10 protein-coding genes and 4 tRNA genes are annotated in these 11,875 nt (G+C 59.3%); 1 reads left to right on the forward strand and 13 read right to left on the reverse strand.

The features are described 5' to 3' along the window. Nucleotides 1-75 precede the first annotated feature (75 nt). The 10 genes from HU764_RS17070 to HU764_RS17115 form a co-directional block, all read right to left on the reverse strand. Nucleotides 76-348, reverse strand: a complete 273-nt coding sequence (locus tag HU764_RS17070) for an HU family DNA-binding protein (RefSeq protein WP_027593949.1) — start codon at nt 346-348, stop codon at nt 76-78. Nucleotides 349-500: 152 nt separating this feature from the next. After that, nucleotides 501-2,897 carry an endopeptidase La gene (gene lon, locus HU764_RS17075; protein WP_186679027.1) on the reverse strand — a complete coding sequence of 799 codons (2,397 nt, stop codon included), beginning with the start codon at nt 2,895-2,897 and terminating at the stop codon, nt 501-503. 166 nt (nt 2,898-3,063) lie between these two features. Next, nucleotides 3,064-4,347: an ATP-dependent Clp protease ATP-binding subunit ClpX gene (gene clpX, locus HU764_RS17080; RefSeq protein ID WP_033699106.1), complete on the reverse strand. Its 1,284-nt coding sequence runs from the start codon at nt 4,345-4,347 to the stop codon at nt 3,064-3,066. Nucleotides 4,348-4,455: 108 nt separating this feature from the next. Then, a complete protein-coding gene (clpP, locus tag HU764_RS17085) occupies nt 4,456-5,097 on the reverse strand; it encodes an ATP-dependent Clp endopeptidase proteolytic subunit ClpP (RefSeq protein WP_027593952.1) in 642 nt (213 codons plus the stop codon). Nucleotides 5,098-5,188: 91 nt separating this feature from the next. Beyond that, the gene (gene tig, locus HU764_RS17090; protein WP_085273229.1) at nt 5,189-6,502 is read right to left on the reverse strand and encodes a trigger factor; all 1,314 of its coding nucleotides are present in this window, start codon (nt 6,500-6,502) and stop codon (nt 5,189-5,191) included. 247 nt (nt 6,503-6,749) lie between these two features. Then, nucleotides 6,750-7,049, reverse strand: a complete 300-nt coding sequence (locus HU764_RS17095) for a DUF6388 family protein (RefSeq protein ID WP_099453469.1) — start codon at nt 7,047-7,049, stop codon at nt 6,750-6,752. Nucleotides 7,050-7,256: 207 nt separating this feature from the next. Next, nucleotides 7,257-7,332, reverse strand: a tRNA-His gene (locus tag HU764_RS17100). Between the two features lie 36 nt (nt 7,333-7,368). Further along, nucleotides 7,369-7,453: transfer RNA gene (locus HU764_RS17105), tRNA-Leu, on the reverse strand. Between the two features lie 52 nt (nt 7,454-7,505). Continuing rightward, nucleotides 7,506-7,581 (reverse strand) — tRNA-His (locus HU764_RS17110). Between the two features lie 40 nt (nt 7,582-7,621). Beyond that, nucleotides 7,622-7,698, reverse strand: a tRNA-Arg gene (locus HU764_RS17115). A gap of 270 nt (nt 7,699-7,968) precedes the next feature. Here HU764_RS17115 and folD point away from each other — a divergent pair. After that, nucleotides 7,969-8,823, forward strand: a complete 855-nt coding sequence (gene folD / locus HU764_RS17120; protein ID WP_027593957.1) for a bifunctional methylenetetrahydrofolate dehydrogenase/methenyltetrahydrofolate cyclohydrolase FolD — start codon at nt 7,969-7,971, stop codon at nt 8,821-8,823. A gap of 188 nt (nt 8,824-9,011) precedes the next feature. Here folD and HU764_RS17125 read toward each other — a convergent pair whose 3' ends face one another. The 3 genes from HU764_RS17125 to HU764_RS17135 are packed head-to-tail and all read right to left on the reverse strand — an operon-like array spanning nt 9,012 to nt 11,874. Next, nucleotides 9,012-10,751: an ABC transporter substrate-binding protein gene (locus HU764_RS17125; protein ID WP_027593958.1), complete on the reverse strand. Its 1,740-nt coding sequence runs from the start codon at nt 10,749-10,751 to the stop codon at nt 9,012-9,014. Between the two features lie 37 nt (nt 10,752-10,788). Continuing rightward, nucleotides 10,789-11,061: a DUF2160 domain-containing protein gene (locus HU764_RS17130; protein WP_186704199.1), complete on the reverse strand. Its 273-nt coding sequence runs from the start codon at nt 11,059-11,061 to the stop codon at nt 10,789-10,791. A gap of 12 nt (nt 11,062-11,073) precedes the next feature. Then, nucleotides 11,074-11,874 (reverse strand): carbohydrate ABC transporter permease, encoded by an 801-nt coding sequence (locus HU764_RS17135; RefSeq protein WP_027593960.1) that lies wholly within the window; start codon nt 11,872-11,874, stop codon nt 11,074-11,076. Between the last annotated feature and the right edge of the window lies 1 nt (nt 11,875).

Here is an 11,875-nt window from a genome sequence, read left to right on the forward strand (position 1 = left end):
GTCAGGCGGGAACGTTTGCGACCCGCCTTAACGTGCTCGGACCTGGCGAAGCCGGGCCCGGCTGAAAGAGACGACTTAGTTGACGGCGTCTTTCAGGCCTTTGCCAGCCTTGAAACCTGGAACCTTGGCAGCAGCGATTTTGATGGCGTTGCCGGTTTGCGGGTTGCGGCCGGTGCGCTCGGCGCGCTCCTTGACCGAGAAGGTGCCGAAGCCAACCAGAACGACGTCGTCGCCTGCTTTCAGGGCACCCGTTACGGAGTCGATCACAGCGTCCAGAGCCTTACCTGCGGTAGCTTTGGAAATGTCAGCCGATGCAGCGATAGCGTCAATCAGTTCCGACTTGTTCACTCTAAGTCCCCTTATTTCTCTATTGAGTTTGTTTCTAAGTATGTAATGAAAAGCGTATCAAACGAGTGCTGGGTGGCCTGATAACAATAGCGTGCCGCTTTATAGCAAGGCCCCGAAAAAACTGTCAAGGAAAGCCCCCCAGCCAAAAACTACTAATGCGTGCTGATTCTTTCCTTCGCGTCGCTGTCGCGCTTCTCTTCCTTCGCGACAATCTCCGGAGCCACATCTGGCAAGGGCTCCGGGGCGTATTGCAGCGCAATTTGCAGGACTTCGTCAATCCATTTGACCGGTTTGATCTGAAGATCCTGTTTGATATTTTCCGGAATCTCCTTCAAATCGCGAACATTCTCCTCGGGAATGATCACCGTCTTGATACCACCACGGTGTGCCGCCAGCAGTTTTTCCTTCAGCCCACCAATGGCCAGCACCTGGCCACGCAGGGTGATCTCGCCGGTCATGGCCACATCGGCACGCACCGGAATCTGCGTCAGCGCCGACACCAGCGCGGTGCACATGCCAACACCGGCACTCGGGCCATCCTTCGGCGTAGCGCCTTCAGGCATGTGGATGTGCACATCGTGCTTCTCGTGGAAGTCGGCTGCGATGCCCAGGCTGCGGGCGCGGCTGCGTACCACGGTCTGCGCGGCAGTGATCGACTCGACCATGACATCGCCCAGGGACCCTGTCTTGATCAGTTGGCCCTTGCCAGGGATGACCACGGCCTCGATGGTCAACAACTCGCCGCCCACCTGGGTCCATGCCAAGCCGGTCACCTGGCCGATCTGGTCCTGCTGCTCGGCGAGGCCGTAGCGGAACTTGCGCACGCCCAGCAAGTGCTCGAGCTGCTCGCTGGACACCTTGACCTTGACCTGCTTCTGGCCGGTATGTTCCTTGACCACCTTGCGGCAGACCTTGGCAATTTGCCGCTCCAGGCCCCGCACACCGGCTTCGCGGGTGTAGTAGCGAATAATGTCGCGGATCGCCGAGATGTCGACCTCGAGCTCTTCCTTTTTCAAGCCGTTTGCTTTGACCTGCTTGGGCACCAGGTACTTGACTGCGATGTTGATCTTCTCGTCTTCGGTGTAGCCCGGCAGACGGATGACTTCCATCCGGTCCAGCAGCGCTGGGGGGATGTTCATCGAGTTGGAGGTGCACAGGAACATCACGTCCGAGAGGTCGTAGTCGACTTCCAGGTAGTGGTCGTTGAAGTTGTGGTTCTGCTCAGGGTCGAGCACTTCGAGCAGCGCCGAGGCAGGGTCGCCGCGCATGTCGCTGCCCATCTTGTCGATTTCGTCGAGCAGGAACAGCGGGTTACGCACGCCAACCTTTGTCATCTTCTGGATCAGACGACCTGGCATGGAGCCAATGTAGGTACGACGGTGGCCACGAATCTCGGCCTCGTCACGCACACCGCCGAGGGCCATGCGCACGAACTTGCGGTTGGTAGCAGCGGCAATCGACTCGGCCAGCGAGGTTTTACCGACGCCAGGCGGGCCGACCAGGCACAGCACCGGGCCGCGGATTTTCTTGACGCGCTTTTGCACGGCAAGGTATTCGAGAATGCGTTCCTTGACCTCTTCCAGGCCATAGTGGTCGGCATCGAGGATTTCCTCGGCCTTGGTCAGGTCCAGGCGCACCTTGCTCTGGGCCTTCCACGGCACCTGCACGAGCCAGTCGAGGTAGGAGCGAACCACCGTAGCCTCGGCCGACATCGGCGACATCTGCTTGAGCTTGTTCAGCTCGGCCTGGGCCTTGGTCAGGGCATCTTTGGGCAGGCCAGCGGCTTCGATGCGCTTTTTCAGCTCTTCGACTTCGTTGTGGCCTTCGTCGCCATCGCCGAGCTCTTTCTGAATGGCCTTCATCTGCTCATTCAGGTAGTACTCGCGCTGGCTGCGCTCCATCTGCTTCTTGACCCGACCACGGATGCGCTTCTCGACCTGCAACAGGTCGATCTCGGCATCCAGCAACGCCAACACGTGCTCGACGCGGGTCGCCAGGTCGACAATCTCGAGGATTTCCTGCTTCTGCTCGATTTTCAGCGCCATGTGCGCGGCCATGGTATCGACCAGGCGCCCAGGCTCTTCGATGCTGTTCAACGAGGACAGCACTTCAGCAGGGACTTTTTTGCCCAGCTGCACGTACTGCTCGAACTGCGACAGCAACGTGCGCACGAAGACCTCCGACTCGCGCTCGGCGGCGTCGACTTCGTCGATCAGGGAGACTTCGGCACGGATGTGCCCTTCCTCTTCCGTGAAGCGCTCTACCGCGCCACGCTGCTCGCCCTCTACCAGCACCTTGACGGTGCCATCAGGCAGCTTCAGCAATTGCAGTACGGTGGCAACGGTGCCGACGCGGTACAAGGCATCTTCGCCTGGATCGTCATCGGCTGGGTTTTTCTGGGCCAGCAGCAGAATCTGCTTCTCGCCCGTCATCGCGGCCTCTAGGGCTTCAATGGATTTTTCGCGCCCCACAAACAGCGGGATGACCATGTGCGGGTAAACAACGACATCGCGCAATGGCAAAAGAGGCAAGTCGAGGGTGGTCTTCATGATTTCGCCTCTAACAGCGGCCTTGATGGCCGGAAACCGGTGGAAATGATGCTTGGACCTAATGTGGGGGCACGCTTGGGAAATTACAAGCGCTTGCGCAGGAAAAGCAGAAAGGGGCCCGTAGGCCCCTTTCTTGCTTGCAACCATCACCCAAGCATCACCTGAATCAGGCGTCGGGTGCGGCCTTGGCTTGCGGCTCGCTGTTCTCGTAGATCATCAGCGGCTGCGAAGTCCCTTCGATGACGCTCTCATCGATCACCACCTTGCTGACATCCTTCTGCGAAGGAATCTCGTACATGGTGTCGAGCAGCACGCCTTCGAGGATGGAACGCAGGCCACGGGCGCCCGTCTTGCGCTCCAGAGCCTTGCGAGCAACGGCCTTGAGCGCATCGCTGCGGAACTCGAGGTCGACGCTTTCCATCTCGAACAGCTTGGCATACTGCTTGGTCAGTGCGTTTTTCGGCTCGGTGAGGATCTGCATCAACGCAGCCTCGTCCAGCTCATCGAGCGTCGCCAGTACTGGCAAACGGCCAACGAACTCTGGGATCAGGCCAAACTTGACCAGATCGTCCGGCTCGACTTCACGCAAGGACTCGCCAACTTTCTTGCCTTCTTCCTTGCTACGTACTTCTGCACTGAAGCCGATGCCACCCTTGGTGGAGCGGTTCTGGATGACCTTTTCCAGGCCAGAGAACGCGCCACCGCAAATGAACAGGATGTTGCGGGTATCAACCTGCAGGAATTCCTGTTGCGGGTGCTTGCGCCCACCTTGCGGTGGAACCGAAGCAACGGTGCCTTCGATCAGCTTCAACAGCGCCTGCTGCACGCCTTCGCCCGAGACGTCACGGGTGATGGACGGGTTATCCGACTTGCGCGAAATCTTGTCGATTTCGTCGATGTAGACAATGCCCATCTGGGCCTTTTCCACGTCGTAGTCGCACTTCTGCAGCAGTTTCTGAATGATGTTCTCGACGTCCTCACCCACATAACCGGCTTCGGTCAGGGTGGTGGCATCGGCAATGGTGAACGGTACGTTCAACAGGCGTGCAAGGGTTTCGGCGAGCAGGGTCTTGCCCGAGCCAGTAGGCCCGATGAGCAGGATGTTACTCTTGCCGAGTTCGACTTCGTCGCCCTTCTTGTCACGCTGGTTAAGGCGCTTGTAGTGGTTGTATACCGCTACGGCCAGCACCTTCTTAGCGCGCTCCTGACCAATCACGTACTGGTCCAGGATGCCGCTGATTTCTTTCGGCGAAGGCAATTTGTGCGCGCTGCTCTCGGCCTGGGCTTCCTGCACCTCCTCACGGATGATGTCGTTGCACAGGTCGACGCACTCGTCGCAGATAAATACCGAGGGCCCGGCAATCAATTTGCGCACTTCGTGCTGGCTTTTGCCGCAGAAGGAGCAATAGAGCAATTTGCCGCTGTCCTCGCCGTTACGGGTGTCAGTCATTCGATCGATCCAATCCGGTAGGCTTGCAACACAAGATGAAGGCAATTGCGGGCTTTTTCAAGTCCGCAGGTAGGCGCTTTCGGCACCCACCTGCTCTGGCCCCTGGGATCAGGAGGCCAGTTGCCGCTTGTCGTATACCGAGTCGATCAGGCCGTACTCGGCCGCGCGCGAGGCGCTCATGAAGTTGTCACGCTCGGTGTCGCGCTTGATGGTCTCCAGATCCTGGCCAGTGTGGTAGGCCAGCAGCTCGTTCAGACGCGCCTTGATATTGAGGATTTCCTGGGCATGGATCTCGATATCGGTAGCCTGGCCCTGGAAGCCGCCCAGCGGCTGGTGAATCATAACGCGCGAGTTCGGCAGGCAGTGACGCTTGCCTTTGGCACCGGCAGTCAGCAGGAACGCGCCCATGCTGCAGGCCTGGCCGATGCAGATGGTCGAAACATCCGGCTTGATGAACTGCATGGTGTCGTAGATCGACATGCCAGCGGTGACCGAGCCACCGGGCGAGTTGATGTACAGATGGATATCCTTGTCCGGGTTTTCCGCTTCGAGGAACAGCATCTGCGCAACGACGAGGTTGGCCATGTAATCCTCTACCGGGCCAACCAGGAAAATCACACGCTCCTTCAACAGGCGCGAGTAGATGTCGTAAGCGCGTTCGCCACGGGCGGACTGCTCGATAACCATCGGGACCAGGCCGCCTGCGGCCTGGATGTCAGAGCTCTGCTGAATATAAGAATTGCGGGACATGTCCTGCGCTCACTCCCAAATAGTCATGGCTTGAATACGCACAAGCCAGCGCGAAGGCTGGCTTGTGGGGGTTTCCTACGAGAGTAGCGTATTACTCGGCTTCGGCAGGTGCCTGGGCTGGTTTTACGGCTTCTTCGTACGAGACCGACTTGTCGGTCACAGTCGCTTTCTGCAGAACAGTATCTACAACTTGTTCTTCCAGCACAACCGAACGGACTTCGTTCAGTTGCTGGTCGTTCTTGTAGTACCAGGAGATGACCTGCTCAGGCTCTTGGTAAGCCGAAGCCATTTCTTCGATCATTTCGCGAACCTTGCCTTCGTCTGGCTTCAGTTCGAACTGCTTGACCACTTCAGCGACGATCAGGCCCAGGACCACACGGCGCTTGGCTTGCTCTTCGAACAGCTCAGCTGGCAGTTGCTCAGGCTTGATGTTGCCACCGAACTGCTGAACAGCCTGCACGCGCAGACGGTTGACTTCGTTTTCCAGCAGGGCTTTTGGCACTTCGATCGGGTTGGCAGCCAGCAGACCGTCCATGACCTGGTTCTTGACCTTGGCCTTGATTGCCTGACGCAGTTCACGCTCCATGTTCTTGCGAACTTCGGCGCGGAAGCCTTCCAGGGTCGATTCCTTGATGCCGAACTGAGCGAAGAAGGCTTCGTTCAGCTCAGGCAGCGCAGGGGCCGAAACGCTGTTGACAGTGATGGTGAACTCAGCGGCCTTGCCGGCCAGGTCCAGGTTCTGATAGTCCTCTGGGAAGGTCACGTTGACAACGCGCTCTTCGCCAGCCTTGGCGCCAACCAGGCCTTCTTCGAAGCCTGGGATCATGCGGCCGGAGCCCAGAACCAGTTGGGTGCCCTTGGCCGAACCGCCAGCGAACACTTCACCGTCGACCTTGCCGACGAAGTCGATGTTGACCTGGTCGTCGTTCTGCGCGGCGCGATCAACTTCTTCGAAGCGGGTGTTCTGCTTGCGCAGGACTTCCAGCATGTTGTCCAGGTCGGCATCAGCCACTTCGGCGCTCAGGCGCTCGACGTTGATCGACTCCAGGCCAGCAACGGTGAACTCTGGGAACACTTCGAAGATTGCGACAAATTCCAGGTCCTTGCCCTTTTCGAAGGACTTCGGCTCGACGGCTGGAGCGCCGGCCGGGTTCAGCTTCTGCTCGACCACGGCTTCGTAGAACGAAGACTGGACCAGATCACCGAACACTTCCTGACGGGCGTCAGCTTCGAAACGCTGACGGATCACGCTCATCGGTACCTTGCCAGGACGGAAGCCTGCAACCTTGGCACGACGGGCAGTCTGTTGCAGACGCTTGTTGACTTCGGTCTCGACGCGCTCGGCCGGGACGGCGATGGTCATGCGGCGCTCGAGAGCGGAAGTGTTTTCAACAGAAACTTGCATGGATATTCCTCGTTGCACAGACGTTAGCCGGCGTTAGCCCGACTCCAGAATCAAGGGCAAGCATTCTAGTGAGTCGCGCAGCAGAAGTCACCCCACTCGGGACGACGGGAAACCACGCCGGTCGATTAACTTGCAAGGCCCGCACGGCTTACCGCCGAGCCCCTTTCAATTGAGGCTGCGTAGCGCCTTTGGCGACGCGCAACCGTAATAACTTGTCAAACAACTGCAGCCTACGAAATCGCTTCCTTTATTGAGGGTCGATCTCGTTGAACTGGCAGTACTCTTCCCACGCCATGCCCAGCGCCTCAGCGACCTCGCGATGGGTCTCCAGGCGCATGGCCTGCAGTTGCTCAGGGCTTTCGGCGATCAGTTGCAGCGCCAGCTCCCAAGGCTCGATGCCCTGCTCCTGCGCCGCATCTTCGAACGCCCACTCGATCTGCTGAGCTTGCTCACGCGCATCCAACTCGCGGATTTCTTCGAGCAGTTGCGGATTGGCTTCGGCGAAGCGCTGCAGCGCCAGGGCCTGACGGGCTTCTTTTGCAATCATGGGGTTATCCTCTGCCGACCTCTTGGCCGGTGCTTCAACCGGCTGAAATCTATCAGCTTTTATTGGGGTGTCACCAGAGGATTGCAAGGCCCAAATTGAACACTTCACCCCAAAAACCCACAAAAAAAGCCGCAATCAGCGGCTTTTTCGCAACACAAAAAAAACAAAGGCGCCCGATCTTACGATCAAGGCGCCTTTGAAAAAATATGGGGTGGACGATGGGAATCGAACCCACGACAACCGGAATCACAATCCGGCGCTCTACCAACTGAGCTACGCCCACCATATTGCGGTGTTGCGGTACAACCTTACAGAAGCATGGTGCGGACGAAGAGACTCGAACTCTTACAGCTTGCGCCGCTGGAACCTAAATCCAGTGTGTCTACCAATTTCACCACGTCCGCGTAACGCTTAAAACAAAGGCGCCAGATACTATCAAGGCGCCTCTGTAAAATATGGGGTGGACGATGGGAATCGAACCCACGACAACCGGAATCACAATCCGGCGCTCTACCAACTGAGCTACGCCCACCATATTGCGGTACATCTACTTGCTTGCCTAAGCTGCCTGATGGCGCACCCGGCAGGACTCGAACCTGCGACCATCCGCTTAGAAGGCGGATGCTCTATCCAGCTGAGCTACGGGCGCATAAGCGATCAGCCTAACCGAACGATGCTTTAGCAGAGAACCGCTAAACCATTCATTCTGCCCGACTTTGCCAACCAGTGCTAGGCAGTGCCCGACAAGTGCGGCGAATGTTATAGTCGAGGCGCAGGGTCGTCAACATCTTTCTCAAAAAAATTTAAATTATTTAAGGGGTTAGGGGATTTGCCCGACCACCCGCCTTTGCCCTCGGGCCGTGTCGTGCGAGAATGTGCCCTCTTTATTGTTTCCTTCTCGATGGTTAATCACGCGTCTATGACTGCACACCTAATCGATGGCAAGGCGATCGCCGCCAGCCTGCGCCAGCAGATCGCTCAACGTGTCGTGGAGCGTCGCCAGCAAGGCCTGCGCACCCCAGGCCTGGCTGTGATCCTGGTCGGCACCGACCCCGCCTCCCAAGTCTATGTCTCGCACAAACGCAAGGACTGTGAAGAGGTCGGCTTCATTTCCCAGGCGTTCGACCTGCCCAGCGAAACCACGCAGCAAACCCTGACCGACCTGATCGACCGCCTCAATGATGACCCGGCTGTCGACGGTATCCTGCTGCAGCTGCCGCTGCCCGCGCACCTGGACGCCTCGCTGCTGCTCGAGCGTATTCGTCCGGACAAGGATGTCGATGGCTTCCACCCTTACAACATCGGTCGCCTGGCCCAGCGCATCCCGCTGCTGCGCCCGTGCACGCCCAAAGGCATCATGACCCTGCTCGAAAGCACCGGTCAGGACCTGTACGGCATGAACGCAGTGATCGTCGGCGCGTCCAACATCGTCGGCCGCCCCATGGCCATGGAACTGCTGCTGGCCGGCTGCACCGTCACTGTCTGCCACCGCTTCACCAAGGACCTGGCCGGCCACGTTGGCCGTGCCGACTTGGTGGTCGTGGCCGCCGGCAAGCCGGGGCTGGTCAAGGGTGAGTGGGTCAAGGAAGGCGCCATCGTCATCGACGTGGGCATCAACCGCCAGGAAGACGGCAAGCTGGTCGGCGATGTGGTCTACGAGACCGCCCTGCCGCGCGCGGGCTGGATCACCCCGGTGCCCGGTGGTGTCGGGCCGATGACCCGGGCGTGCTTGCTGGAAAACACGCTGTATGCGGCAGAAGAGCTGCATAAGTAACAAGGCGTGAAATAAAAACGGCACCTTCTGCAGGTGCCGTTTTTTTTGCCTGAAGGTTTTCGGCTTGCTGCACCGGCCTCTTCGCGGGGCAAGCCCGCTCCCACAAGTTCGGCACCTGGCTTCAAGACAGCGATGAACCTGTGGGAGCGGGCTTGCCCCGCGAAAAGGCCAACGCGGTCATCAGCCGATTACTTGCGCGCTGCCTCCCACGACTTCAGCAACTCGGTGTAGCTCACCGTCTCGCCCTTGGGCTTCTCGTTGGCCAGCTTCGGCTTCGGCGCACCCGGCTGGTCATACCAATACTGGGCATCCTTTTCCGGATTGAGCTTCGGTGCACAGGTCGCCTGTGCGTTGGAACGCTGCAGCCGTTCCATCATGCGGTCCTGATCGCGGGCCAGGCCATCCAGCGCCTCCTGCGGGGTCTTTTCGCCACTGGCCACTTCGGCGATATGGCTCCACCACAACTGCGCCAGCCGCGGGTAGTCAGGCACATTGGTGCCGGTGGGCGTCCATTGCACCCGCGCCGGGCTGCGGTAGAACTCCACCAACCCACCCAGCTTGGGCGCCAGGTCCGTCATGGCCTGGGAGTTGATGTCCGACTCACGAATCGGCGTCAGGCCGACGATGGTCTTTTTCAGCGAAACGGTCTTGGAAGTTACGAACTGCGCATACAACCAGGCGGCCAGGCGTTGCTTCTCCGGGGTGGATTTGAAGAAGGTCCACGACCCCGTGTCCTGATAGCCCAACTTCATCCCCTCCTCCCAATACGGCCCTTTCGGCGACGGCGCCATGCGCCACTTCGGCGTGCCGTCGGCATTGACCACCGGCAAGCCGGGTTTGGTCATGTCGGCGGTAAAAGCCGTGTACCAGAAGATCTGCTGGGCAATGTTGCCTTGGGCCGGCACCGGGCCCGCCTCAGAGAAGGTCATGCCCTGGGCTTCCTTGGGCGCGTAGGCACGCATCCAGTCCACGTACTTCTGCGTCGCATAGACCGCCGCGGGGCCGTTTGTGTCACCGCCTCGGGTAACGCTCGAGCCCACCGGGTGGCAGTCCTCGACGCGAATCCCCCACTCGTCCACTGGCAAACCATTGGGCAGGCCTTTGTCGCCACCACCGGCCATCGAGAACCAGGCATCGGTGAAGCGCCACCCCAGCGAGGGGTCTTTCTTGCCGTAGTCCATGTGGCCGTACACGCGCTTGCCGTCGATTTCCTTGACGTCTTCGGTGAAGAACTGGGCGATGTCCTCGTAGGCTGACCAGTTCACCGGCACGCCCAGTTCATAGCCGTACTTTTCCTTGAACTTGGCTTTTAGCTCAGGCCGCTCGAACCAGTCGGCACGGAACCAGTAAAGGTTGGCGAACTGCTGGTCAGGCAGTTGGTAGACCTTGCCATCCGGCGCGGTGGTGAAGGAGATGCCGATGAAGTCTTTCAAGTCCAGCGTCGGCGACGTGTAGGCCTTGCCCTCGTTGGCCATCAGGTCGGTGATCGACTCGACCTTGCCATAACGAAAGTGCGTGCCGATCAGGTCCGAATCGTTGACCCAGCCGTCATAAATGTTCTTGTCCGACTGCATCTGTGTCTGCAGCTTCTCCACCACGTCGCCTTCCTGCAGCAGGTCGTGGGTCAGCTGGATGCCGGTGATCTCGCTGAATGCCTTGGCCAGCACCTTGGACTCGTATTCATGGGTGGTGATGGTTTCCGACACCACGTTGATCTTCATCCCACGAAACGGTTCGGCAGCCTTGATGAACCACTTGAGTTCGGCCAACTGCTGCTCTGGGGTCAGGGTCGACGGTTTGAACTCACTGCCGATCCACTTGTTCGCCGCGTCTTCGTACTGGTCGGCCCACGCCATCCCGTGCACGCTGGCCAGCACCAGCAACGCGGCCAGGGTCAAATGTCGCCGTTTGTGATTGTTGTGGAACATTGTGATCTCCCGATTGAGTTATTCCCGGAGCCGTCGCTCAGCCCCAGCGCAACACCACCACGAGCCAGCCCAGCGACAGCAGCGAGGCCACCCACAAAGGCCAGTCGCTGACCCCGACTACCAGCAAGTGCAGGTAGGCGCTGGCCAGCAGGCCGATGAACAACCGGTCGCCACGGCTGGTGACGATCGGCAGGAAGCCGCGCCGCTCCACGCAGGGGCGGCGCAGTTCAAGCAGGGTCATGCACAACAGCAGCACGCCGACGGCCGCGAAGAACAGCGCCGTGGGCAAGGTCCAGGCCATCCATTCCATGTGCTCCCCTCCTCACACTCGGCCGAGGGCAAAGCCCTTGGCGACATGGTTGCGGACAAACCAGATCACCAGCATGCCGGGCAGGATGGTCAACACCCCGGCCGCCGCCAGCACGCCCCAGTCGATCCCCGAAGCGGACACGGTTCGGGTCATCACCGCTGCGATAGGTTTGGCGTTCACCGAAGTCAGGGTGCGCGCCAGCAGCAGTTCGACCCAGGAAAACATGAAGCAGAAAAACGCCGTCACACCGATGCCGGAGCCGATCAGCGGGATGAAGATCTTCACGAAGAAGCGCGGGAAGCTGTACCCGTCGATGTAGGCCGTTTCGTCGATCTCTTTCGGCACCCCCGACATGAAGCCTTCAAGAATCCACACCGCCAGCGGCACGTTGAACAGGCAGTGGGCCAGCGCCACGGCAATGTGCGTGTCGAACAGGCCAATCGAGGAATACAGCTGGAAAAACGGCAGCAGGAACACCGCCGGCGGTGCCATGCGGTTGGTCAGCAACCAGAAAAACAGATGACGGTCGCCGAGGAAGCGATAGCGCGAGAAGGCATAGGCCGCCGGCAACGCCACCGCCAGCGAAATGACTGTGTTCAGGCACACGTAGTACAGGGAGTTGATATAGCCGCTGTACCAGCTCGCATCGGTAAAGATCACCCGGTAGTTGTCCAGCGTGAATGCCTGCGGCCACAAGGTCAGGCCGCCAAGGATTTCGGTGTTGCTCTTGAACGACATGTTCAGCAGCCAGTAGATCGGCACCAGCAGGAAGAAGAAGTACAGCAACAGTGGCACTGCTTTGCGCGCGCTCATG

The sequence above is a fragment of the Pseudomonas kermanshahensis genome (genome assembly GCF_014269205.2).
GTDB classification, from domain to species: Bacteria; Pseudomonadota; Gammaproteobacteria; order Pseudomonadales; family Pseudomonadaceae; genus Aquipseudomonas; species Aquipseudomonas kermanshahensis.

Coding starts and splice junctions, on each gene's coding strand:
- lon (WP_186679027.1), bottom strand. CDS start 2,897: ATGAAGACCACCCTCGACTTGCCTCTTTTGCCATTGCGCGATGTCGTT.
- clpX (WP_033699106.1), bottom strand. CDS start 4,347: ATGACTGACACCCGTAACGGCGAGGACAGCGGCAAATTGCTCTATTGC.
- clpP (WP_027593952.1), bottom strand. CDS start 5,097: ATGTCCCGCAATTCTTATATTCAGCAGAGCTCTGACATCCAGGCCGCA.
- tig (WP_085273229.1), bottom strand. CDS start 6,502: ATGCAAGTTTCTGTTGAAAACACTTCCGCTCTCGAGCGCCGCATGACC.
- HU764_RS17095 (WP_099453469.1), bottom strand. CDS start 7,049: ATGATTGCAAAAGAAGCCCGTCAGGCCCTGGCGCTGCAGCGCTTCGCC.
- folD (WP_027593957.1), top strand. CDS start 7,969: ATGACTGCACACCTAATCGATGGCAAGGCGATCGCCGCCAGCCTGCGC.
- HU764_RS17125 (WP_027593958.1), bottom strand. CDS start 10,751: ATGTTCCACAACAATCACAAACGGCGACATTTGACCCTGGCCGCGTTG.
- HU764_RS17130 (WP_186704199.1), bottom strand. CDS start 11,061: ATGGAATGGATGGCCTGGACCTTGCCCACGGCGCTGTTCTTCGCGGCC.
- HU764_RS17135 (WP_027593960.1), bottom strand. CDS start 11,874: ATGAGCGCGCGCAAAGCAGTGCCACTGTTGCTGTACTTCTTCTTCCTG.